Source organism: Paenibacillus caui (genome assembly GCF_019904135.1).
Classification (GTDB): Bacteria; Bacillota; Bacilli; order Paenibacillales; family Paenibacillaceae; genus Fontibacillus; species Fontibacillus caui.
In genome coordinates this window covers 1-23,137 of record NZ_JAIOGQ010000046.1, presented here as the reverse complement: position 1 = coordinate 23,137, position 23,137 = coordinate 1, and the positions used below count along the sequence as shown (strand labels likewise).

19 protein-coding genes and 2 pseudogenes are annotated in these 23,137 nt (G+C 50.9%); 1 reads left to right on the top strand and 20 read right to left on the bottom strand.

The features are described from left to right. Positions 1–116: pseudogene (locus K7397_RS21700) on the top strand (IS630 family transposase); the annotation flags it as partial. A gap of 17 nt (positions 117–133) precedes the next feature. On the opposite strand, the gene K7397_RS19825 reads toward K7397_RS21700, so the two are convergent. The 20 genes and pseudogenes from K7397_RS19825 to K7397_RS22085 form a co-directional block, all read right to left on the bottom strand. Further along, positions 134–1,264, bottom strand: a complete 1,131-nt coding sequence (locus K7397_RS19825; RefSeq protein ID WP_223070350.1) for a homocitrate synthase/isopropylmalate synthase family protein — start codon at positions 1,262–1,264, stop codon at positions 134–136. Positions 1,265–1,515: 251 nt separating this feature from the next. Then, positions 1,516–2,292 carry a HesA/MoeB/ThiF family protein gene (locus K7397_RS19820; RefSeq protein WP_237691083.1) on the bottom strand — a complete coding sequence of 259 codons (777 nt, stop codon included), beginning with the start codon at positions 2,290–2,292 and terminating at the stop codon, positions 1,516–1,518. A gap of 60 nt (positions 2,293–2,352) precedes the next feature. Further along, positions 2,353–2,895 carry a DUF269 domain-containing protein gene (locus tag K7397_RS19815; RefSeq protein WP_223070349.1) on the bottom strand — a complete coding sequence of 181 codons (543 nt, stop codon included), beginning with the start codon at positions 2,893–2,895 and terminating at the stop codon, positions 2,353–2,355. A 37-nt stretch (positions 2,896–2,932) separates the two neighbouring features. Beyond that, on the bottom strand, positions 2,933–3,307 hold the full coding sequence (gene nifX, locus K7397_RS19810) for a nitrogen fixation protein NifX (protein WP_223070348.1): 375 nt from the start codon (positions 3,305–3,307) through the stop codon (positions 2,933–2,935). Continuing rightward, positions 3,282–4,607, bottom strand: a complete 1,326-nt coding sequence (nifN, locus tag K7397_RS19805) for a nitrogenase iron-molybdenum cofactor biosynthesis protein NifN (protein WP_223070347.1) — start codon at positions 4,605–4,607, stop codon at positions 3,282–3,284. The genes nifX and nifN overlap by 26 nt, the downstream gene beginning before the upstream one ends. After that, positions 4,597–5,964 carry a nitrogenase iron-molybdenum cofactor biosynthesis protein NifE gene (nifE, locus tag K7397_RS19800; protein WP_223070346.1) on the bottom strand — a complete coding sequence of 456 codons (1,368 nt, stop codon included), beginning with the start codon at positions 5,962–5,964 and terminating at the stop codon, positions 4,597–4,599. Before nifE ends, nifN begins: the two co-directional genes overlap by 11 nt. A gap of 66 nt (positions 5,965–6,030) precedes the next feature. Then, the gene (gene nifK, locus K7397_RS19795) at positions 6,031–7,560 is read right to left on the bottom strand and encodes a nitrogenase molybdenum-iron protein subunit beta (RefSeq protein ID WP_223070345.1); all 1,530 of its coding nucleotides are present in this window, start codon (positions 7,558–7,560) and stop codon (positions 6,031–6,033) included. Further along, positions 7,557–9,008, bottom strand: a complete 1,452-nt coding sequence (gene nifD, locus K7397_RS19790; RefSeq protein WP_223070342.1) for a nitrogenase molybdenum-iron protein alpha chain — start codon at positions 9,006–9,008, stop codon at positions 7,557–7,559. Before nifD ends, nifK begins: the two co-directional genes overlap by 4 nt. A gap of 88 nt (positions 9,009–9,096) precedes the next feature. Beyond that, positions 9,097–9,945, bottom strand: coding sequence for a nitrogenase iron protein (nifH, locus tag K7397_RS19785; protein WP_223070341.1), 849 nt, complete (start codon positions 9,943–9,945; stop codon positions 9,097–9,099). Positions 9,946–10,008: 63 nt separating this feature from the next. Next, a complete protein-coding gene (nifB, locus tag K7397_RS19780) occupies positions 10,009–11,466 on the bottom strand; it encodes a nitrogenase cofactor biosynthesis protein NifB (protein ID WP_223070339.1) in 1,458 nt (485 codons plus the stop codon). Between the two features lie 403 nt (positions 11,467–11,869). After that, positions 11,870–12,148: an NAD/NADP transhydrogenase alpha subunit gene (locus K7397_RS19775; RefSeq protein WP_223070337.1), complete on the bottom strand. Its 279-nt coding sequence runs from the start codon at positions 12,146–12,148 to the stop codon at positions 11,870–11,872. Positions 12,149–12,191: 43 nt separating this feature from the next. Further along, a complete protein-coding gene (gene nth, locus K7397_RS19770) occupies positions 12,192–12,851 on the bottom strand; it encodes an endonuclease III (protein WP_223070335.1) in 660 nt (219 codons plus the stop codon). A gap of 77 nt (positions 12,852–12,928) precedes the next feature. Beyond that, complete coding sequence (locus tag K7397_RS19765) at positions 12,929–15,667, bottom strand: S-layer homology domain-containing protein (protein ID WP_223070332.1); 2,739 nt, start codon at positions 15,665–15,667, stop codon at positions 12,929–12,931. A 61-nt stretch (positions 15,668–15,728) separates the two neighbouring features. Beyond that, positions 15,729–16,352, bottom strand: a complete 624-nt coding sequence (locus K7397_RS19760; protein ID WP_223070328.1) for a GerMN domain-containing protein — start codon at positions 16,350–16,352, stop codon at positions 15,729–15,731. Between the two features lie 29 nt (positions 16,353–16,381). Next, on the bottom strand, positions 16,382–17,791 hold the full coding sequence (locus K7397_RS19755; protein WP_223070327.1) for an N-acetylmuramoyl-L-alanine amidase family protein: 1,410 nt from the start codon (positions 17,789–17,791) through the stop codon (positions 16,382–16,384). Positions 17,792–17,996: 205 nt separating this feature from the next. Beyond that, positions 17,997–19,586, bottom strand: a complete 1,590-nt coding sequence (locus K7397_RS19750) for an N-acetylmuramoyl-L-alanine amidase family protein (RefSeq protein WP_237691084.1) — start codon at positions 19,584–19,586, stop codon at positions 17,997–17,999. A gap of 214 nt (positions 19,587–19,800) precedes the next feature. Continuing rightward, complete coding sequence (locus K7397_RS19745) at positions 19,801–20,469, bottom strand: uracil-DNA glycosylase (RefSeq protein WP_223070321.1); 669 nt, start codon at positions 20,467–20,469, stop codon at positions 19,801–19,803. A 194-nt stretch (positions 20,470–20,663) separates the two neighbouring features. Continuing rightward, the gene (gene leuD / locus K7397_RS19740) at positions 20,664–21,266 is read right to left on the bottom strand and encodes a 3-isopropylmalate dehydratase small subunit (RefSeq protein WP_223070319.1); all 603 of its coding nucleotides are present in this window, start codon (positions 21,264–21,266) and stop codon (positions 20,664–20,666) included. Positions 21,267–21,330: 64 nt separating this feature from the next. After that, positions 21,331–22,755, bottom strand: coding sequence for a 3-isopropylmalate dehydratase large subunit (gene leuC / locus K7397_RS19735; protein ID WP_223070317.1), 1,425 nt, complete (start codon positions 22,753–22,755; stop codon positions 21,331–21,333). A 270-nt stretch (positions 22,756–23,025) separates the two neighbouring features. Beyond that, positions 23,026–23,137, bottom strand: a pseudogene (locus K7397_RS22085) (group II intron maturase-specific domain-containing protein); the annotation flags it as partial.

Genomic DNA, 23,137 nt, shown 5'->3' with positions numbered 1-23,137 from the left:
AATTATCGGCATGGGAGTGTGCCCGAAACCAAAACCAAAAAGGCGTGGACTGGCAGTTTACTACCGATGAAGCAAGGATCAAATTAAAACGCCTTTACCCACAATTTAAGGATTGATGGGGTACTAGGGGCGCTTAACTTCCCGCAAATTCTTCCTCGGCCCACTGCTTTAATTCCGAGGCTCCGACTGATTTTTTGCGTTCATCCGCTGTGCGCCGCAGGCGCAGCAGAAGTGACTCAACCATGAGCTCATCCGCATCAATCCCTTCTGTTATCAGCGCATGGCGCACCGAGCTGCGCCCGGAATGCTTGCCTAGTACAATAACATGGTCCATCCCAAGCTCGGTCGGGTCAAGCACTTGATACGTCTCGCGGTCTTTCATCAGACCATCTACATGAATCCCCGATTCGTGGGCAAAAGCAAGCCGCCCTAGCAGCGGTTTCGTATCCGGCAGCTCCCTGCCGGATGCCTTGGCAACAAACTCAGCCAGCGGTCTGAGTTTATCGGAACGTACCGCGCACTCGCCATGATATAAGTGCCTCCAGGCCATCACCACTTCTTCCAGCGCCGTATTGCCTACCCGCTCACCGATCCCCAGCACCGTAGTGCTTGCCCATACCGCTCCGGCCTCAATTCCGGCCAGCGTATTGGCTGTGGCCAGCCCAAAGTCGTTATGGCAGTGGATTTCAAGCTCGATATCAGGCGGACAAAGGGCCAGAAGCGTGGATATCCGAGCATGCAGCGAGCCTGGATGGTGCACGGACAGCGTATCCGCGTAGCGAAACCGTTTGATGCCTTCCCGCCGCAGCGTGCAGATCAGATCCATCAGAAATTTGAAATCCGCACGTGAAGCATCTTCAAAACCGATAGACACGGTTAAACCTTTTTCGAGCGCATAGTTGGCGATGGATTTCCCGATTTCAATCACTTGACCGGGGCCAACCCCCAGCTTGGCCTTCATCTGGATGGCCGAAACGGGCAAGGCTATATGCGCCCAATCCGCCCCGGTCGAAACGGACGCGTCAATATCGGAACGAACCGCCCGGTTCCATGTCAGAAGCCGCATGGGCAGTCCAAGCGACACAATCCGGCTGATGGCCCGGCGTTCGTCATCCCCCATGGCGGGAATGCCTACCTCCGCCTGCTCCACCCCGCTTTCAGCCAGTCGTCTAGCAATTTCAAGCTTTTCGTCTGCCGTAAACGCAACACCAGCGGCCTGCTCTCCGTCGCGCAGCGTCGTATCGCATATGCGCATTTTTTTCATGCAGCTTCCTCCTCTCCTCATCTGTATAAGTTGAACAAATGAATGGCTGCATGTGTCACTCCGAATATGGATCATTCTTCCGATCGTTGTTGCCCCCTGATTTCTTCTATTGGGTAAGATAGGGTTGAAATCAGGGGGCAAAGGCGAACGCAGCTTATGCTTACGAAGAAGCTTTCTTGCAGAAAGCTTTTAGCTTCTTCAGAATCGATCCATCTTCTCCGTTCACCATGCTGTTCTTAAGTTCAACTCATCTATTTTCCACCACAACACGAACACTCGGGATTGCGTTTTAAGGAGACCACATAATTGCTCAAATCCAGCGTGTTGATCCGGTGCATCACATTCGTAAACGGCTTGCCGATTCCTGTAATCCACTTTACTGCCTCCATAGCGGCCAGGCAGCCTGCAAATCCGGAGGTGGCGCCAAGCACCGGAAAGCCAAGCGGTTCCCATTCCTTGGCGCTTTCAGGATACAGACAGGCCAGACAAGGCGTCGTTCCAGGCACAATCGTTGTCAGCGAAACCTCGAACCCGTACATCGCCGCTTCGACCAGCGGCTTGTCGGCAGCAACACACAGGCGGTTAAGCTCATAACGTTCGGGAAAATCATATCTTGCGTCAATGACAATATCCGCTTCCCGGACCAAGGGCTCGGCTTCGTCAAACGTAATCCGGGCATTATGACCTTCAATCACGACTTCCGGGTTAATCCGCTGCAAGCTTTGAACCGCCGTACGGATTCGCTCTTCTCCTACCTTGGCGGAGTCCATCAGAATTTGTCTGTTCATATCCGGCAGGTGGATGATCCCTTCATGCGCGATGATCAGTTTGCCTACACCGGCAGCGGCCAAATAGATAGCCGCCGTTCCCCCAAGGCCGCCTACCCCTGCAATCATGACGGTGGCTTCCTTGAGTTTGCGCTGTCCTTCGCTTCCAAGCAGCTTGAACTGACGGTCATACCTGAGAACCGAATCCTCCACCCTGCTTAACTCCATCTTATCAGCTGCAGTTTGTGCAAATGAATTCATTGCCCTGCCCGCCCTCCCTTCAAGAGCAGTCGTCTGCTTAAGCGAACGAACAAAACATATTCAGCGCTTTGCTGTGACTTCATCGTGGCATTTTGCAAAGCCCAGCGCTTCCCTCAGACTGCTAAGAGCAAATTTCTCCAGCTTGGCCTGCGAAGTAAACGGGAACCGAAGGCCCGCTCGCAGCGTCGTGGATATTAAGATTAGACGGCCGCTGGATACAATGGCTCGACCAAATCCTTCCGAGTTCATATCCACCATGCTCTGCACAAGACAATTCGTTTCAGCCTCGAGTGTCAATGCAAGCGCCTGAAACACATTTTCGACCTGCTGCCGCAGCTTGGGACTGGGTGTACAGTCCATGCCTAATGCTTGCTTCTCCTCTTTAGTAAACAATGCGAGTCTGGCAATTTTCTCGTCACCACTTAGAGCGCTGCCTTTGCCGAAATAGTCATAAGCATCGAGGATTTGACACAAGGAGCGGCCAAATTGCTGCAGAAGCCGCTTATTTTCAGTCTCTTCTGACAGCTCCTTGACCGCCTGATAAAGAGGACCTTGATTGCTTTCTGTCCATTCCGCATTCATCGTTTCAGCTTTTTCCACCATTCATCCCTCCTTATCCTCACGGACTGATGTCATCTTGTCAGCCATCTTGTTCAGAACGGAGCACTTTGCTCAGCCACATTGGCGGCTTGCCGCGCAGCATCTCAAGTAGCCGGCTGACTTGTTCGTCGATCGAGCTGCTTGCCGGCACTTTAACAGGCATCATTTTACGCCGTGTGACCCGTGCAGCAGCTGAAGCTCCGATTTGCATCAGAAATACAAGCGTACAGTCTTCAATCAGACGGATTCTCGTATCGATCTTGCCTGACTCATCTTGGGTAATCGGCATGGGAACCACCCGGTTTTCAACGAAATGGGCTTCCCCCGGACGGACGTCATACACGGTGAACATCGGACTTTGACCGAAGTGAGCATTTACCCTCAGCCCGTCATCCGTGGCAAACGCTACTTTCATGCGCATTCTCCTCTCTTTGGATCAGCCGGTTACCCGCCTTGTTGATCAGCTCCATCGTTCCCCTGTACCCGGCGGTCAAGGATGTATAAGCTCCTAGCTCGTCAAGCACAGGAAAGCCCATCGCCATAAAAGCGGCGCCGCAGCGCTTTGCCCCGCTCTTGCCATGGGAATTGCTGATCCATAAATCCGCCCCTTCGGCCAGCTGCTCCGCATCGTCGAGATCACCGATCCAAATTTCCCGGTCCAGATTTTGCAGCAGCGGCGTTTCGTAAGAAGCGACCAATCCTTTGAACTCTACACCCATCTCCTCCATCCAGGAAGCGGCGGACAATAGATGATCCGGTTCAAGGGCAACGATAGCCGACACCCCTGCATAATTGAATTGGGCATCCAGCATACAATCCAGCAGACTCTCTCTCTGCCAGCGGTACCGGACAGGGATGCTCTCACGGCTGAGCTCCTGCAGAAAATAGAAAAATTCATCACTGGAGGCAAGTCCGGATACGCAAGGAAACACACGATACGGGATGCCGACCGCGTTCTTTAATCGCCGTGCCGGCCGCTCCATGCTTGAGCCAATTGCAATCGTGAGTCCCGAACGGATCATTTGCCGGGCGGAATCAAGCGGTACCCCGCCGCGCGTCAACGGGGAGAAACCGGTCAAGAGGTGACCGGACAAGGATGTCGACAGATCAGGCAGCGTAATGACCTCAAATCCAAAGGAGCCGATGATTTCCTTCAGCTCCATTACATCCCCGGCGGTAAGATGAGAACCGGGCAAAAGATTAATTTGATCTTTGATCAGCTTGCCGGGCCGCCGTTCCGTCTGCTCCAGCAAACCATCAATAATCGACTCCACCATCAAGCTGTATCCCGATTCCAGGGAACCGCGAAAATCGGGGAGCGAACTGGTAACCACGAGGGTATCCCGTAGGCTGTGGTCACGCTTGAATTTCTTAACTTTGGCCAAATAATCCGTTCCCGAAGCCTCCGTCAACGCAGTGCTTAAAACTCCGATCACATCTGGCCTATGCTTACTCAGCACGGTTTCAAGTGCTTCTTCCAGATTCCGGTCCGCATCAAAAATAACGTCCATCTCCTGAAGCGCGGTCGTCTGCACCGCGATCGGCTCCCGATAATGCCTGGTGAGCAGCGTCTTGGCGAACGATGTGCACCCTTGCGCTCCATGTATAATCGGCATTGACCGGTAAATTCCCTGCATCGCAAGGACGCCACCGAGGGGCTGACTGATTTTAAGCGGGTTGCAGCTGAGCGGTTTAACGATTTTCCTAGTGGTCATCCACGCTCCCCCTCTCCCATGGCGGCGTTGTACGAACCATTTTCCAAACCGGATTATCCAGAACATGCACAACCTGTTTAGCCAGTCGGAGCAGGCCTTCATATCCGGCATACGCCGTATGCCGCTCCTGATTGATATCCACGAACGGAATTTGCTCTTTGATCGCCATATACATGTTGCGTCCGCCGGCTATAACCATGTCCGCCTTGCGCTCGCGTACAGTTTTGAGGATGCGTCCGGATCCCCCTTCAGGAATATAAACCGCATCATCCCCCACCCTTTCGGCAATCCGGGCAATGTCTCCATCCGTGCTTTTATTCGTGCCAACGCCGACTACTTTAATCCCAAGCTCCTGAAGCGCCGAGATGACCGACCAGCTTTTGACCCCGCCCGTATAGAGAACGGCTTTCTTGCCTTTAAGCACCTTGCGGTATGGAGCCAGCTCGCGCATCAGGCGCGTCTCTTCGCGTTCAACCAGATGATCGACCCTCCGTTCAACCTCCCGATTGCCCAAAAGATAGGCCAGCTGACGCAGGGAATAGCTTGTTTCCTTGACCCCGTAAAAAGACCCTTCAAAATACGGAATCCCGTACTTTTTCTCCATTTTGACGCCCAAACCGAGCAAGGCGCGGCTGCACACAATCATGTTCACCTTGGCCCGGTGGGCTCCTGCAATTTCCTTATACCGTCCGTCTCCGGTGATCTTGGCATGAACACGTATACCTGCCTGGTTCAAGAGCTTCTCAATGTCCCAGGTTTCGCCGGCTATATTGTATTCGCCGATCAGATTGACAGCGGTATCGCTGATGACCTGGGGTTCCTGTGTACCGATCACATATTGAAACAGCGATTCACCAGCCAGGCGGGTCCCCAAATTTTTGCTGCCGACAAATCCCGGACTGTTTACAGGTACAACTGCAAGCCCCAGCTCCGCTGACGCCTGCTTGCATACCGCATCTATATCTTCTCCCGTAAGGGCTGAAACGCAGGTAGAGTAGACAAAAATAGCAGGAGGCGTGAACCGTTTCGCAATATAATGAATGGATTCGCGCAGCTTCTTCTCCCCGCCAAAAATAATATCGTTCTCTCCCAAATCTGTAGTAAATCCGTATGAAGAAAGCTGGGGCCCGCTGGATAAGCTTCCTCTCGTCCCCCAACTGTTGGCAGCACATGCGCTAGGACCGTGAACCAGATGTGCCGCATCCGCGATCGGCAAAAGCGTGATCTGTGCGCCGTCGAACGAACATCCTCCAGCCGCTTCGCCGGGTTTTGGCCTCGGACAGGGCTTACTCTTTGGTTCTTCCTTGCCGCACGAATCTCCATCTACTGTAAAACCTGTCTTTTTGATTGCTTCCATCTGTCCAGATCCCTCCTTAGGCAAGAAGTCCCAGTTTTCGTCATACTACAGCTTTGACCTTGTGACTTAACGCACAAGGTCAAAGCTGTGAGCCGGCGCGGCGCTATCCAGTTGTTCCAGCACCGTGTTCACAAACAAAGTAAGCAGATTTAGCGTGCCTTGATAACCGATAATCGGGTAACGCTGCATATGATGACGATCAAAGATTGGGAATCCTACCCGCAAAAGAGGCACTCCGGCATCTTTAGCCGCATACTTCAGATGACTGCTGCCGATGGCAAGATCCACCTTTTCGTTAAACAACAGGGAACGCATGTGCCAGAGATCACGGCCAATATAGACTTTACCTTCCGCTCCGTAAGGACTTGAAGCAAGCAGCGCATTGGCTTCTTGTTCAAACTCCGCATCGCCGTTCGAGCATACGATATGAACCGGTTCCATCCCGATTTCCATACAGAAACCGATTAATCCGAGCAGCATGTCCGGATCTCCCGCCATGGCCACCCGCTTGCCGTGCAGATAATTGTGCGAATCCGTTATCGCATCGACAACTTTTGACCGCTCCCGTATCAATATTTCAGGAATAGGAGCACCGCTCAGCTCGCTGATCGTTTCAAGCAGCTGGTCGGTCGCCATGATCCCGAGCGGCGTATACATGGTCTTCGTGGTTTGCCCCCATTGTTCTTCTGTATACGCAACTGTTTTGCGAAGCGAGTACTTTTGAAGGGCAAGGGCTCCCATCGCGTTAGCGGCACTAGGCACGTCAGCCAGCTTTGTCCCGCCGTAATAGTAGGTGTACGTGCCATCGGCTCCCGAGTCAAAATTGTCACTGTGATCGCCCAGCATGGTGTACGAAACGCCGAACAGATCCAGAATCCGTTTAATTTCCGTAAAGTTTCCGGTGTAAGGCTCAAAACCGAGCAGCACATTCAGTTTCTGTTCACTTCCCGGATTCACCTGTTCTCCTGAGCGTTCAAACAAATAACTCAGAATCGCTTTGAGCATGTTATCGTAGCCAACGATGTGGGAGCCGGAGAAACTGGGCGTATTGGCAAAGGGAACCGGCATGTCATCGGGCAGCACTCCTTCTTTGCGGGCGTTCCCGATAAAAGACGACAGGTCATCACCGATAACTTCTGCCATACACGTGGTGCTCATGGCTATCATTTCGGGTTTATAGAGCGCAATGCTGTTCTCCAGCCCGTCAATAAGATTACGCATACCGCCGAATACAGCGCCATCCTCAGTCATCGAGGAAGAGACAGCCGGAACAGGTTCTTTAAAATGTCTGGCAAAATGGCTGCGAAAATACGCCGTACAGCCCTGCGACCCGTGTATAAACGGCAGCGTCTTCTCAAATCCAAGGGCGGCCATCACCGCTCCAAGCGGCTGGCAGGCTTTAGCCGGATTGACGACAACCGATGTGCGGGCAAAATTTTTGTCCATGTATTCCTTCGTTTGGGTAAAAGCGGCCGTCCGCAAAACCTCATCTTCCGGACAAGCATTTTCAAACTGGCGTTTGTTCTCCCGCTGCCGCACATATTTTTCCGTTTCGAACAAATGGTTATGGTCTAAAACGCGGTTATGCTCAGTCATGCCATCACCTCCTGTTGTTTCGGAGCTTTCAGCAGCTTCCAAACCGGACTGCTTATGGCCATATCCATGTCACGGGCGAAAATTTTGAACCCGTCGAAGCCATGGTAAGGACCGCTGTAATCCCAGGAATGCATCTGACGGAACGGAATTCCCATTTTGTGATACACATATTTTTCCTTAACTCCCGCTCCCATCAGGTCAATATCAAGCCGCTGGGCCAGCTCTTCCAGTTCGAATGCGCCGGGGTCGTCCATCAGAATCGTCGCTTGCTTGAGTTCGGGAATCGTCTTCAGATAATCGTCTTTATGCGCGAATTCATATCCGGTAGCGACTATTTCCATCCCTAAATCCTCGTAAGCGCCAATGGTATGGCGGGCCCGAAGTCCGCCGACCAGCAGCATCACTTTTTTGCCCTCAAGCCGAGGACGGTATTTCGCAATAACCGCATCCATCTCACCCTTGTATTTGGCGATGACTTTTTCACAATTATCCTGGATGGTTTGATCAAAATGTGCAGCGATGGCGCGCAGACTCTCGATGGTCTTGGTCGGCCCGAAGAAGTTGTATTCCATCGACGGAATACCGTACTGGTTCTCCATCACTTCACACATATAGTTCATCGAACGGAAACAGTGAATCAGGTTAAGCTTTGCTTTATGAGCGGTCATGATCTCATTGATTGTTCCGTCGCCGGACCACTGTGCGATAACACGAAGCCCCATTTCTTCTAGAAGAATCCGGGATGCCCAGGCGTCGCCGCCGATGTTGTAATCGCCGATAATATTCACATCATAAGGACCGCATTCTTTCAGCTCCGCACGTCCCATCAAAAAGTCGCGGATGGCATCATTGGCGATATGGTGACCAAGCGATTGGCTGACTCCCCGGAATCCTTCGCAGCGTACCGGCACGATCGGTATATCCAGTTCTTTGCTCATCTTCTTCGCGACCGCTTCAATGTCATCCCCGATCAGACCGACCGGGCACTCCGATTGAATGGTGATTCCCTTCGCCAGCGGAAACATCTCTTTAATCTCCCGGCAGATCACCTCCAGCTTTTTGTCACCGCCGAAAACGATATCCGTTTCCTGAAAATCACTCGAAATCTGCATAGCCGTAAAGTTGTTAATCCCAAGCATACCGTTCGCATAATTCCGTCTCGTTCCCCAGCTGTACTGACCGCATCCGATCGGACCATGGCTGATATGAATCATATCCTTGATCGGACCCCATACCACCCCTTTGGAGCCTGCATAAGCGCAGCCGCGCACGGTCATGACGCCTGGTCTTGATTTGATGTTGGACTTGATGGCACATTTGCTGCAGTCAGCTTTGTAGTCCTCTTCCATGACTTCGTAGTGTCTTTTACGGTCCTTTTTGGCCTTATCAGGGAAGTTCTCCAGAATCTCCTCAACAATCTGTTTACTTTTGATAACATCCGTTCCCATTCTCCAACCTCCCGCTTAAGCTTATTTTTCTAAACCTAAGGCTTTATGGTTTTGGTCATCCATAACAGCAATCCATAACGCGCAGCGTTTATTTGTTGACTGCCGCGTCTTCTTCTTCGATAACACCAAATTCCATGAGCAGATCTTCGAGCTCTTCCATACTGATCGGAGTAGGAATGGTCAGCATATCATTGTCTAAAATTTTACCCGCAAGTTTTTCGTACTCAGCTGCCTGCGGGTGATCCTCATTGTACTGGGTGACGGTCATTCTCCGAAGTTCGGCGTGCTGCACGACATTGTCCCGCGGAACAAAATGAATCATTTGCGTGTTCAGGCGGCGGGCAAGTTCGGTAATCAGCTCATCTTCACGGTCCGTATTCCGGCTGTTGCAGATCAGGCCGCCCAGGCGGACGCCGCCGCTGTTGGCATATTTCAAAATTCCGCGTGCGATGTTGTTGGCGGCATACATGGCCATCATCTCACCGGAGCAGACAATATAAATTTCTTCCGCCTTTTTCTCACGAATCGGCATCGCAAATCCGCCGCATACAACGTCACCGAGTACGTCATAGGAGACAAAGTCCAGCCCTTCATAGGCGCCTTCTTCTTCAAGGAAGTTGATAGCAGTAATGATACCGCGTCCCGCACAGCCGACACCCGGTTCAGGACCGCCGCATTCCACGCATTGAATCTCGCCAAACCCTTGTTGAATGACGTCTGCAAGCTCAAGGTCTTCCACCGAACCTCGCTCAGCGGCCAAATGAAGCACTGTTTGCTGGGCTTTTGTGTTCAAAATCAGCCGTGTGGAGTCTGCTTTAGGGTCGCAGCCTACGATCATAATCTTCTGGTTGAATTTCTTGGCAAGCTGGGCCAGAGTGTTTTGGGAAGTTGTCGATTTACCGATTCCGCCTTTACCGTAAAATGCGATTTGTCTCATTGTGCTACCTCCAAATATAAGTTTTGTTTTTGAATCAAATTGCTAATTTCGTTTCTTTCCTGATCAGGAACCCGCGAGCGGCTTTAGAGCCTCCGCCTCCAGCGGACGCAGGTAACGCTGATACTTGGCATACTCCAAAATAAGCTCCTCGACATTGCCGCGGTTGACTATCGGGATGATTCCGGCAGCTTTGAGCTTTGCCTCGGGTAACTTACCGATTCCTGCAGAGAAAAGCACCGAGCAATCGCTTAAGTCCCGAATAATTTCCCGCAGTGTTGCCTCCTTGTCACCGTTACAGCTGGCCCTTCCATGGCAGTATGCCTGCACTTTGCGAATTCCGAGAAAAGTTACGTTCTCACCGTCGGTCTCATACACCATAAATTCCTTGGCATGCCCAAAATGCAGGTTTACCCTGCCTTCACCCCTGGAGGCTACCGCCACCCGGAGCAGAGGGCTTTCTTGCGAAGCTGCATTAAAACCGCCCGCTGCAGGGCAGGAACAGCCGCTTTGCTTGGCCTTCAGCCCAGCTTTCATTCTTGCCTCTTTGCGTTCCGCCAGCCGTTTTACTTTCTCATCCAAATCGGACTGAAACTGCTCCCTGGCCTCCGGATCAAGCGGCGGAGCGGATGTGATGTTCTCCCAAGTAAAGTCGCTGCTGCGGTCTTCGCCAAGCAGTCCTATCGCATCGGCCCGGCACTGCCGGCAGTGCCTCATGATTTTGCTCCCCTCTTCTCCGCATTCCTCCTGAACTTTATGAAGCAATTTTGGAGTTGGAGCTTCGCGCCCTTCTTCCTCATAGCGGCTGCCCGGCGCGATAATCAGGGGCATGATGTTGTGCATGAACGCCCCAAGCATTCGTACCTTGCGCGACACTTCCGGCATGTGCTTGTCATTCACGCCCGGGATCAGCACGGAATTGACTTTAACCAGAACGCCCCTTTCGCTTAGCGCCTTCAGCCCTTGCAGCTGCCGGTCAATGAGCAGACTCGCCGCTTCCCTGCCTTCATATTTACGGCCCTCTTCTTCGTCATACACCCAGCCGTAAATTTGGCTTCCGATTTCAGCATCTACTGCATTGATCGTAATCGTTACGTGCGCAATCCCAAGCTCGACAATTTCGTCGATATGCTTGACAAGCGTCAGTCCATTCGTGCTTAAGCAAAGCGTGACATCGGGTACAGCATTCCGAACACCGTGGAACGTCTCAAACGTCTTGTCCGCGTTGGCCAGCGGATCTCCCGGTCCGGCTATGCCGATGACCGAAAGCTGCATCAATTGTGCGGCGACGCCCGTAACTTTCCGGGTCGCTTCCTCCGGGGTCAGCAGTTCACTGACGACTCCGGGCCTGCTTTCATTTACGCAATCAAATTTTCGGTTGCAATAATGACATTGAATGTTACAAGCCGGAGCCACCGGTACATGCATACGCGCAAAATAGCGGTGTGCTTCCTCGCTGTAACAGGGATGCCGGCTGATATCCCCGTTTAAGGACTGATCGACGGCTTCGGTTATGGGCTGCATGTGCTCCTCTCCTTTCGTCTGTTTTCCAAATGGATGATGTCAATTTTGTTAGATACACTGGTTCGATTTATTTGAATTTACTGTAAAAATTTATCTTTATCATAGTTTTGGAGAAAAAATGCGTCAATTAACATCTCATACAAATATCAGCTTTTAGCGTCCAGTTAACAATTGCGTCATAATTAATGTAAATTTACCTTACACATAAGTTACATGGTTGCGGTTACATTTTTAATTCTCAATTACGTCGCTCCTTCGATTCAAGCCAAAAAAGAGCCTTGGTTCTCCAAGGCCCTCGCTCATAAAAAAAAACGGATCGACACAGGATAATCCTGGATCGATCCGTTTGTTCGCTCACGGAACAGCAGCTCCTTATGTAGCTCAGCAGCTTTTTTCCGTTACGTTAGCCTACGATTTCAGCAGCTTCCCCAGAAGGAAGCAAAATTTCAAACACCTTGCCATGCTGGAAAATCGTTATGCCTCTCGTCTTGTCTTTCATGACTACAACTTCCGGCTTGGCCGACATGCGCTCGATGTAATGCTCAGGCACTTCGCCCGAGTCGCTGATGGTTACGCCTTCTACTTCACGCTCGTCATTTTCGCCAAGCTGCAGTTCAATCACCTGTTCAAACATATCGGAGAACTGCTCAAAATTGTCGGTATATACAGAAATACATCTCATTGGGTCTTCATCCTCTACTAACTTTGTCTTGTATTTGTCTTCTTTATTTTTTCTCCAGTTTCAATGTTTTCATACGTTTTTTGCCTTCGCGGCAAACGTCCAGGAGGGGACACACTTGGCAGTTCGGATTCTGCGCTTTACAATGATACCTCCCGAAAAAGATCAGCCGATGATGAGTGAGCGTCCATTCCTCCTTTGGCACCTGTTTCATCAGCTTCTTCTCCACTTCCAGAACGGAGTCCTTCCAGCCGGCAAGCCCCAGCCTTTTGCTTAAACGTTCTACATGTGTATCTACAGCAATAGCAGGAACTCCAAAAGCATTGGAAACCACAACATTGGCTGTCTTGCGGCCAACTCCGGGAAGCTTGACGAGTTCATCATGCCGGCTTGGAACTTCCCCGCCGTACTGCATGATCAGTATCCGGCACAAATTCTGAATGTGCTTGGCCTTGTTCCGGTACAAGCCGATCCGTCTGATATCCTGTTCCAGCTCTTCGAGCGGCACGGAAACGTAATCCTCGGGCGACTTATACTTCTGGAATAAATCGGCTGTCACTTTGTTCACCGTTGCATCCGTACATTGAGCGGAGAGCAGAACGGCAATCGTTAATTCAAAGGCATTTGAATGATTCAGCTCGCAATCCGCATCCGGAAACATATTTCCAATGGCGTCCAAGATATGTCTGACACCTGCTGCATTCATCGTTCTTTCCCCCTGGCACAAAAAAAATCTTGATACGGGAAGATCCCGTATCAAGACGGTGAATCTTTAGAAAATGACTATTGTTTTTCGATTTCCACGAGTTTATCCCCGTCGAAATATAATACAATATTATCATTTTCTTGGAGCGATTGCACGGTTAAAGTCGTCTCTCCTTGATGAATATATGTTTCAGGCTGCAAAGCGAAACGATAATTCGTATCGGACAAGCTTTCTTTTTTCACGAATAACTCCTTGGAGGTGGAATCATAGCGCCAGTAAGTACGGGATACCGGCGTCAGCACGGTTACAATCGTTGAGCCGTCGGCATCCTTACGGATTGAAACATGGTCCGAAGCCGTCAGGTTCGTAAGGGATGTGCTGATCGCGGCTCCCCGAACCACCTTTACGGATCCTGCAGCCTGGAAGACTGACGATGTGCCCGTAAATGTTTTTAACGCTAAGGAAGAAGCATCGGCACTGACTACTTTACCGTAAGTAACCTTTACAAGTTGAACACTAGAAGCTGTCGTTCCGTTAAACGCAACATTAATAATCGCTCCAGCCGTCAAATCGGAAACCTTGATCGTCGCTCCGCTGTCATTCAACAGCACAGCCTTGTCCACATAGAAGCTTTGGGATACGCCGCTTGCTTTGGCTTGTACCCGGCTTGCAGCTGCATCAACCGAAACAATTTCAAACTGCTTCACAGTCTTGACCGATATGCTCTGGACAGCATCCTGAGTGCTGTTCAGCATAACGGTGACGGGGTCACCATTTTTCAAATCGGATACAGTCGCGTTTGACTTCCCGAAAATGTACACCGGCAGCAGCGAACTCGTATACGGCAGCTCGAGTGTTTTGCCTGAGGATGTGAGCAGCTTCAGTTTTTTATTCGTCGTATCCAAGCTGACAAAGCTGCCCTCGTACTGATAAATAACACTGATGGAAAGCACTCTCTCGCCGATATGGGTCAGCGTCACTTTACGATCCTTGGTCAGTAGCGGTTCAATTCCCGAAAGTACTGGCGAAGAGCTGTTATAATCCACTGCGGTTTTGTCATCAAGCTTTAAAACGTAAGGCTTATTTTTGCTGTCAATGACCGTTAGCAATTTAAGCTTGGAGTCATACGACACTACACTGATCCCGGTGAGCTGCTCCGATTGACGATTCAGTACCTGTATCCCTGTTATGACTCCGTCTGCATTCAACGTGAGCTCGACCTGATCACCGCCGTTTACATCCGCGATAAGGTCGGAAAGACCCGCATTCGCAATGCCATCCACGACGACTTTCGGCGAATCGGCGATTTGCAGAGCAGCATAAGATCCATCCGACTTCTTGTAGGTAAGCAGCTTACCGTCTTTAATGTCGATGAGCGTTCCTTTTACGGTCCGTTCAACACTTTGGGTAACTTCGATACTGATGACCGCGTTGTTCTTAATGGTAAAGCTGACCACAGCGCCCGGCTTCAAATCGCCAAGCTCCATGACCTCACCCTGATAAAGGATCGGAACCGCCCCATTCAGAACAAGCTTGTCCTCGTTCCCGGAAGCCTCTTTTACCGTAATCGTTTTGGAAGCTGTGTCCACGGTCTCAACCGTTCCGCTCGACGTTTTGTTTACAAGACCGGATTTGACCTGAACAGTTACCGGTTTCTTCTCCGCCGTAAACGTCTCGCGTTTCAGAACAATCGTACTGTCGTTTGCCATATCTTCAGGCTTTATGGCCTGTCCGTTCTGATTCAGGAAGGAAGTGGCCTGATCATATTGGATCGTTTGCGGATCGTTGTTCACAAGAAGAAGCAGCTTGTTGCCGGATAGAACCCGCAGCAGCGTTCCTTCAATCGTTTCAAGCTGCTGCGTCGGATCTGTTATCTCGACATAAGCCGCAGAGCCAACCTTATCGATAACCAGTACCTTGGAGTAAGCAACGATATCGCTCCGGGATGCCCGTTTCTCCGAATCTTTGGTGTAATATGCGGTGCGGTTATCCAGAATAAAGCTCCGGCTTTGGCCCCCTGTATAAAGAGTAAGCGAACGGTCATTCGTTGAAGTAACGACTCCTTCATATACATTGGCGTATCCCGGACTTACATAGGCCTGTCCTCTGCTGAAGAACGTAGCGATTTGAGCACGGGTTACACTCCCAAGAGGATCAAAGCGGTTGCCTTCGACGCCTTTAGTCAGACCCAGATCAACCGCAACATTGACATAACCTCTGGAAGACGACGATATCGTAGAATTGTCCGCAAAAGTGGTACCTTTACCTGAAGCTTCCCTGGCATCAGCATCCTTGCCCAGTGCGCGAACGAGAATTTTGGCAATCCACTCGCGCGATGCCTTCTTCTCTCCCCATGATTCGCCCGCTTTCGTAGCTGCGATTTCTTCATTGCTGTCAATGAGCTTGTGCTGAGTGGCAAGCGCAACATATGGCTTAAAGTAATTCGTTGTTTTCAGGTTTTCCGGAGGCGCAGCACTGCTCACCAGCTTGTCCTGCAGATTCATAAACCGGATCGCAAGCGTAATGGCCTCCTGCTGCGTAACCGAATCGTTGGGCCGAAATTGGCCGTTATTCCCCAGAATAATTCCTTCAGAAGCAAGCTTATAAATATGTTTCTCGGCCCAAAATCCGCTTGCGACATCGCTGAACAATAATGTCTGCACCGATTGGGTTGCCGAGGAATTGACGGTAGATGCTGCTGGAGTTGAAGCCTGATCCGCCAACGCAGCCGTACCGCTGGTTAAAAAAGTCAGCGTAAGCAGCATAGTTGCGATCGTTTGTTTGACATTTTTCTTGCCGTTACTCTGCTGTGTCATCCAATCTCCCCTTTTGGTCAATGGTCTCTCTACTTGTTCGACATTTTCTTGGATAATCCTGCTATTCCCGCGTCATCGGGTGCTCGAGATCCGCGTGGCCCATCAGGCTTTCCAGTTTCTTGCCATCAACCAGCAGTTCGATGCTCTTCACTTCATCAAACTGGAATAACGTTTGTTTCAGTGAATCAAGAGCCATTAATTCGCCGTCTGTCCCAAGGCGCGCCTCATCAGGCAGCTGGATGTCAAGCGTAACCTCGCCATCCGCAAATTGAATGCTGAGCAGCTTCATTTTAGCCCAAAGGGACACAAGGCTGCTGTCTCCGCTGTCCTGAAGGGCTTCAAATGCGGCTTTGTATTTGTCCGCAGCGTCGCCGGATTTGGAATACTTGATTTCACGGCTCGATTCCTTAAGCTCCGTAAACTCCTGATCTGCATAATACACCTTGACCGTTTCTGTCGCCTGATCCTGAACCCCCGCATTTCCGTCCGCGGAAGGGGCGCTGCTCGCTGACGAATCCGCAGGTGCTTCCGATGACGCTTGCGGTACGGAACTCTCCTGCGAAAGCGCGCTGCTCGGAGCACTACTGCTGCTTTCGGGCGGGGCAGCCCCCTGTTTCTGTCCGCAGCCCGCGATGGCGGCGAGCAACAAAATACTAAGTAGAATCGTCCAATGCTTTTTGTTCACGAGTGCACCTACCTTACCCTTTAGATTCCTTAATGAATGCCAAGATACTCCTTAATGCCAGCCACAATTCCTTCCGCAACCCGTTCCTGGAAATCTTCCGAAAACATTTTGGCTTCATCGCTTTTGTTGCTGAGGAACCCGCATTCGAGCAGTACCGCAGGCATTGTAGTTTCTCTCGTGACGTGAAGGCTGGCCTGCTGGACTTTCCGGTCCTTAAGCCCGGTTGCCTGCACCAGATATTTGTGCATAATGTTGGCCAAAGCAAGACTGTCACTGCGCGTATAGAACGTATCGACACCGGTGGCTAAAGCTGAGCCGGAATTGCCGTGAACCGAAACGAACACATCCGCCTTCAGATTGTTCGCCAGCTTGGATCTGTCGGAAAGTGTCGGATAAGTGTCGCCGCTTCGGGTTAAAACATAGCTGAGTTCAGGCTCATTTTGAAGCAGCTTCTCGACCTTCAAAACGACAGCGAGAGTGAAGTCCTTCTCTTTTCTTCCCGTTACGCTGATTGCCCCGGGATCGGAACCGCCGTGACCCGCGTCGATGACAACCAGCTTTTTGCCGCTGCTTTCGGGCGAAGTCGGTCCTGGAGCGGGATCCGAATCTTTATTCAAATCCATAATAACAAGCCCGTCATTCTGGTTCGTCAGTTCAAAGCCTTTGGCATAGTTAAGATCAAGAACGATTCGAACCGTTGACGGCGAACTTTTAAATAACGAGTACCGGATTTTGGAGACATCCGGATAATCCGTGACGGCAATCTGACCGTTTTGCGTGCTGTCAAGCGGAAGCTGGCTTGCAAAATCGGCCCCGAATTTGACATTCGGGAGATCGATAACGATGCGATCGGGGTTTGTTAGTGTAGACGTAACCGGACTCACCTTGCCGTCAACAGCCAGAATAAGTTGATTATTACTGAAGCTGAGTCCCGTAAGCGAAGTCAAATTTTCGGTCTGTTCCGGGGTACCGCCCGTCCCTTCGGTTCCATCTCCGCTGCTTCCTGAATTCTGGGTATAAAGATTGGCGGTTTTGGTAGTGTTATCCCAAGTGACCGACAATCCCATCTGTTCGCTGACGAACCGGAGCGGAACAAAGGTGGTGTTGTTTTTGATGAAAGGGGCGGCCGCAAGTTTTACAGTTTTTCCATTTACGGTTGCTGTACTTTTATTAATGAAAAGCTTAATCACCGTATCCGACTTCTGTATGGTTACCGTGCTCGTCTTGCTATCCCATACGACGTTAAAACCAAGCTCCTCCACGACGACACGAATTGGAATCATCACGCTGTTGTTTACGATTTGAACCTGGGTATCCTGACTCAAATCAATTTCATTCCCATTCAGGAAAATATGCGTCGCCTTTGAGGCGGCATGTCCTGTTAATGGAAAAGCCAGCACAAATAGAAACAAAACTAACAAAAAGCCAAATTTCCGCATTCTTCACCCTTCCATTCTTATTTTTGTGTTACCTGATGATTACTGCCTGCAGGTACTCGCCCTGAACATCAACAGACGACATATTAGACGCCGAAATCTATCAAAAGTTGCGTCAATTCTGCCAATTTAGATGCTAGAAAACAGCATCTCTGCCTACCTGACTGCAGCATAAGAATGGAAGGAGTATGAAGTTATGATCGAATTATTAAATAGCCAAGTATTCTTTCAGAGCCGCTACAATGCCTTCGGCCAGCTTCTCCTGAAAGTCCTCCGAATACATCGCCGCCTCGTCCCCCGGATTGCTCAAAAACCCGCATTCGAGCAGAACGGAAGGCATTTTAGTATTCTTCGTCACATACAGATTGCCGGGCTTCAGTCCGCGGTCGGCCATACCGCTCGCCTGCAGCAAATATTTCTGCATGATTTCCGCAAGCGCTAGACTTCCCGCGTTCGTATAATGCGTTTCCACACCGTTAGGCCCGGGGCCTCCATTCGGGCTTTTATTGCCATGAATCGATACGAACACACCCGCATTCAGCTCATTAGCCAGTTTTACGCGCTGCTCCAAAGTCGGATATGTATCGTCCATTCGTGTTAATACAAAATCAATGCCGGGCTCATTCTTGAGCAGCTCTTGGACCTTCAGGACAGTGGCCAAAGTGAAATCCTTCTCCTTGCGGTTCGTCAAGCTTGATGCGCCCGAGTCAGAGCCGCCATGTCCGGCATCGATGACAACAAGCTTCTTGCCGGTTGCCCCGGGAGCGGGAGCCGCTGCCGACTGGTCTACATTGAGATCGATAATAATCAGACCGTCCTTGTTATCAACCAGGTTGTAAGCCTTGGGACCGGTCAGGTCGATCACGACTCTCACCGTGGAAGGACTGTTGCTAAAGAGCCCGTACCGGACATCCGTAACATCCGGATAACCGGTTAAATTGATTAGTCCGCTCTGCTTATTGTCCAGTGGCAATACGCTGCCAAAATCCGGCGAGAGAGACGTATTTTCCAGGTCAATAACGATCCTGTCATTATTCGTCATACTGAATACCTTCGGAGTAACCGCACCGTTGACAGCCAGGATCAGGCGATTGTCACTGAAGCTTAAATTGGTTAAGGAGGCTGCGGCTGAAGCTTCAGGTGCCGACGCTTCGGGCGCCGTCGCTTCGGATGCCGTCGCTTCAGGCGGTGTCGTCTCAGGCGCGGTTACTACAGGGGCTGGTACTACAGGGGCTGCCCCCCCTGATGACGTCGAACCAGATTCTCCTGTTTGGCCGGTATCCGGGGAGCTGCTGTCAGAGGGAGCTTCAGGCACGGGAACCGCGCTCTGTTCCGAACCCCCGGGTGATCCTGAACCGGGAAGCGTTTCTTCTTGATTACCGGCGACGGGTGAAGAGATATAAACAGTTTTGGTGTGATTATCCCAGCTAACTTCAGCGCCCGTCTGCTCCCCCACAAACCGCAGGGGTACGAGTGTTGTTTTCGTGCTTGTTTTTCCAAACAGCATCGGAGCGGTCGCCATCTTCACTTCTTCCCCGTTGACTTGCGCTGCAAGCTTGCCGACTACGAGCTTCAAAATAGTTCCGGACTGTTCAATTGTCACCGTTTGGGTTTTGTTTGCAAAGTCTACATGATAGCCAAGCTTCTCCGTTACAAGGCGAAGCGGAACCATGATGCTGCCGTTTACCGAAAGCACCTGAACGTCTTTAGGAAGCGTCAACTCCTTGCCGTCCAGGTTAATATGCGTTTCAGCGGAAGCTGCATGACCGATACCCGGAAAGAGCAGCAAGAATAGCATCAAAAATGCAAAACTGCCAAACTTCTTCATCTGTTATCCCTACCATCCCTATTTTTTTCGGCTTCTCTCATTTCTTGACGACACATGTCTCAAAAAGTTGCGCTTGTCTAACATTTTAACAGGTAATTTTTGCCCTTCATAGACATAGATCCAATTTTTTTAAAAATAATAGACCGCCGTTTCCGATATCTTTAATTAATAGATTCATCTTTCCTTACATATTGGGTATGTCCCAATCGATCGGGTCAAGCCCGTTTTCCTGCAAAAACCGGTTTGTCTGCGAGAACGGCCGGCTACCCAAAAAGCCGCGATGCGCCGAGAACGGACTTGGATGGGGGGACTGAATGAGCTTATGCCGGCTCCGGTCAAGGAACGCCCCTTTCTGCTGCGCATTGCTGCCCCATAAAATATACACCATCGGCGTTTCCCGCTCGTTCAGCTTCTCCACAATGGCATCCGTAAACTTCTCCCAGCCGAGGCCCTTGTGGGAATTGGGCTGTCCTTTGCGTACGGTCAGCACCGCATTCAGCATCAGCACGCCCTGCTTCGCCCAATGCAGCAGCGAGCCATGATTGGGAATTTCGGCTCCGAGGTCGCTGGCGAGCTCCTTGTATATATTTTTCAGGGATGGCGGGACAGCAACCCCGGGCATGACCGAGAAGCTGAGTCCGTGAGCCTGCCCCGGACCGTGATAAGGATCCTGACCGAGAATCACAACTTTTGTCTTATGGTAAGGCGTCAGCTTAAGCGCGGAAAAAAGCAGCTCTTTGGGCGGGAAAACGGTATGCAGCTTGTACTCCCGGGCCAAAGCATAACGCAGCTCCTGGAAATACGGCTTTTGAATTTCATTCTCCAGCACCTCGTCCCAATCGTTGTCAAACATGTTGTTCCTCCTTAGACCTTTAAGCAGAATATGTAAGATTCCGCGTTTTGAAATGATAGATAGAATATATTGTCGATTATGATAACCCGCTTCGGTTATTGTCAACTGCTATAGAACAATAAAAAAGTCCGCCATAATGGCGGACAGATGGATTGCAGCCCGTTTAAAGGGCCGATGGATGCTTACCCGAACATTTAAGCGAACAGGCGGTCTTTATTTTTCTCCTCATAAGCCTGGATCAGCTCTTCATGCTGCAGCGTAAGCCCGATGTCATCGAGACCCTGAAGCAGGAATTGACGGCGGTGCTCATCCAGATCAAACGCAAGCTCAAGTCCGTATTCGTCCCCAATCACTTTGTTCTCCAGATCTACAGTCAGCTTGTAGCCGTCATGCTTTGCCGTACGCTGGAACAGATCCTCAACCTGCTCCTCCGACAGCTTGATCGGCAGAATCCCGTTCTTAAAGCAGTTATTGTAGAAAATATCAGCAAAAGACGGCGCGATCACGCAGCGGAAGCCGTAGTCGAGAATCGCCCACGGCGCATGCTCCCGGGAGGAGCCGCAGCCGAAATTGACACGCGAGATGAGCACGGAGGCTCCCTCGTAACGCGGCTTGTTCAATTCGAACTCGGGGTTCACATTGCCTTCTTCATCAAATCTCCATTCGAAGAACAGAAACTGGCCGAAACCGCTCCGCTCGATTCTTTTCAAAAACTGCTTGGGAATAATCGCATCGGTGTCTACGTTGACGCGGTCAACCGGACCGACGACTCCCGTTAATTTCGTAAATGCTTCCATTGTTCGATCTCTCCTCTACCGTTCGTTCTGTATGCCCTATGAAACTCGCTAATGATTCGGGTCGTTAGCTGACTACTTCCGTTTTGAAATTCCAGTCGCGCACATCGGTGAAATGGCCTTCGATCGCTGCCGCCGCCGCCATAGCCGGCGAAACGAGGTGCGTGCGTCCGCCGCGACCCTGACGGCCTTCGAAGTTGCGGTTGGAAGTCGAAGCGCAGCGCTGTCCAGGCTTCAGAACGTCCGGATTCATGGCCAGGCACATGCTGCATCCCGCTTCGCGCCATTCAAAGCCCGCTTCGATAAAGATTTTATCCAGTCCTTCCTTCTCGGCCTGAATTTTTACCCGTCCCGATCCAGGCACGACGATTGCGGTCACCTTGTCGGAAACGTTGTAGCCTTTCGCAACGGCTGCGGCTGCGCGCAGGTCCTCGATGCGTCCGTTCGTGCAGGAACCGATAAACACATAATCGATGGCAATTTCGGACATCGGGGTTCCTGGAACGAGCCCCATATATTCAAGCGCCTTCTCGGCTGCTTTCCGATCATTGTCATTTTTGAAATCGGCCGGATTCGGGACGGAAGAAGTAATGTTGGTGCCCATGCCCGGGCTTGTTCCCCAGGTCACTTGCGGAATGAGGGAATCCACGTCAAATTCAACGACACGGTCGTACTCTGCGCCTTCATCTGTAGGCAGCTGCTTCCATTGCTGTACGGCTTCATCAAAAGCGCTGCCTTGAGGAGCGTACTGACGGCCGCGCAAATATTCGAACGTCGTCTCGTCCGGAGCGATCAGACCTGCGCGCGCGCCTCCTTCGATGGACATGTTGCAGACAGTCATGCGTTCTTCCATGGACAGCTCGCGGATCGCTTCACCCGTATATTCAATGACATAACCTGTAGCAAAATCCGTTCCGTACTGGGCAATCACACCAAGAATCAAGTCTTTGGCCGTTACGCCCGGCTTGCGTTTGCCTACAAAACGGACTTCCATCGTCTTCGATTTGGCCTGCTGCAGACATTGGGTAGCCATTACATGCTCCACTTCGCTGGTGCCAATCCCGAACGACAGAGCGCCGAACGCGCCGTGCGTCGAAGTATGGCTGTCGCCGCAAACAATCGTCTTGCCGGGAGCGGTAAGGCCAAGCTCGGGACCCATGACGTGCACAACGCCCTGATCAATCGTATCAAGGTCAAACAATGTGACGCCAAAATCACGGCAGTTTTGAGTCAGCGTATCAATCTGCTGCTTGGAGATTGGGTCGGTAATGTTATAGCGGTCTTTGGTAGGCACGTTGTGGTCCATCGTCGCAAAGGTAAGCTCGGGCCGGCGGACCTTGCGGCCGCTCAGACGCAGTCCTTCAAAGGCTTGCGGCGAAGTCACCTCATGAACCAGGTGAAGATCAATATACAAAATGCTTGGCTTGCCTGTTTCCTGAAAAATAACGTGATTATCCCAAATTTTCTCATACATCGTTTTCTTTTGAGCCATCTGTTTATCACTCCTGATCAATAATTCGCAATTTCGCACAAATGACAAAGCAACCATTCTCACTGCCATAAAGCATTGCTTTGTGTGATGAATTTAATATAACAAAACGTGTCTCATTGTTCCAAGATATAAAAACTATAATGCTGATAGTTTAATCCTATAAAATGGTCAAGGATACTACCAAGGAATAATCGAGTAGGAGGGGGCGGCTAACCCCCGTCCTCTCACACCACCGTACATGCGGGTCCGCATACGGGCGGTTCCAAAAGGTTAACGAAGTTCCAAATAACGAGAAAGCAAACTTTTCAGCCCTTTCGCTTCCCAGAAAGAAGTCGGAAGGGCATTATTTGTGTTTCGAGACATTTCCCATGCACCACGCCGG

Bases quoted from the DNA above. Each gene is read 5' to 3' on its own strand.
- K7397_RS19815 (WP_223070349.1), bottom strand. From the start codon at position 2,895: ATGGTGGAAAAAGCTGAAACGATGAATGCGGAATGGACAGAAAGCAAT.
- K7397_RS19750 (WP_237691084.1), bottom strand. From the start codon at position 19,586: ATGCTATTCTTGCTGCTCTTTCCGGGTATCGGTCATGCAGCTTCCGCT.
- nth (WP_223070335.1), bottom strand. From the start codon at position 12,851: ATGAATGCAGCAGGTGTCAGACATATCTTGGACGCCATTGGAAATATG.
- K7397_RS19755 (WP_223070327.1), bottom strand. From the start codon at position 17,791: ATGCGGAAATTTGGCTTTTTGTTAGTTTTGTTTCTATTTGTGCTGGCT.
- nifE (WP_223070346.1), bottom strand. From the start codon at position 5,964: ATGGAAGCAATCAAAAAGACAGGTTTTACAGTAGATGGAGATTCGTGC.
- leuD (WP_223070319.1), bottom strand. From the start codon at position 21,266: ATGGAAGCATTTACGAAATTAACGGGAGTCGTCGGTCCGGTTGACCGC.
- nifK (WP_223070345.1), bottom strand. From the start codon at position 7,560: ATGACTGAGCATAACCGCGTTTTAGACCATAACCATTTGTTCGAAACG.
- K7397_RS19820 (WP_237691083.1), bottom strand. From the start codon at position 2,292: ATGAATTCATTTGCACAAACTGCAGCTGATAAGATGGAGTTAAGCAGG.
- nifN (WP_223070347.1), bottom strand. From the start codon at position 4,607: ATGACCACTAGGAAAATCGTTAAACCGCTCAGCTGCAACCCGCTTAAA.
- nifD (WP_223070342.1), bottom strand. From the start codon at position 9,008: ATGGGAACGGATGTTATCAAAAGTAAACAGATTGTTGAGGAGATTCTG.
- K7397_RS19765 (WP_223070332.1), bottom strand. From the start codon at position 15,667: ATGACACAGCAGAGTAACGGCAAGAAAAATGTCAAACAAACGATCGCA.
- K7397_RS19825 (WP_223070350.1), bottom strand. From the start codon at position 1,264: ATGAAAAAAATGCGCATATGCGATACGACGCTGCGCGACGGAGAGCAG.
- nifH (WP_223070341.1), bottom strand. From the start codon at position 9,945: ATGAGACAAATCGCATTTTACGGTAAAGGCGGAATCGGTAAATCGACA.
- leuC (WP_223070317.1), bottom strand. From the start codon at position 22,755: ATGGCTCAAAAGAAAACGATGTATGAGAAAATTTGGGATAATCACGTT.
- K7397_RS19745 (WP_223070321.1), bottom strand. From the start codon at position 20,469: ATGTTTGACAACGATTGGGACGAGGTGCTGGAGAATGAAATTCAAAAG.
- nifB (WP_223070339.1), bottom strand. From the start codon at position 11,466: ATGCAGCCCATAACCGAAGCCGTCGATCAGTCCTTAAACGGGGATATC.
- nifX (WP_223070348.1), bottom strand. From the start codon at position 3,307: ATGAAAGTAGCGTTTGCCACGGATGACGGGCTGAGGGTAAATGCTCAC.
- K7397_RS19775 (WP_223070337.1), bottom strand. From the start codon at position 12,148: ATGAGATGTATTTCTGTATATACCGACAATTTTGAGCAGTTCTCCGAT.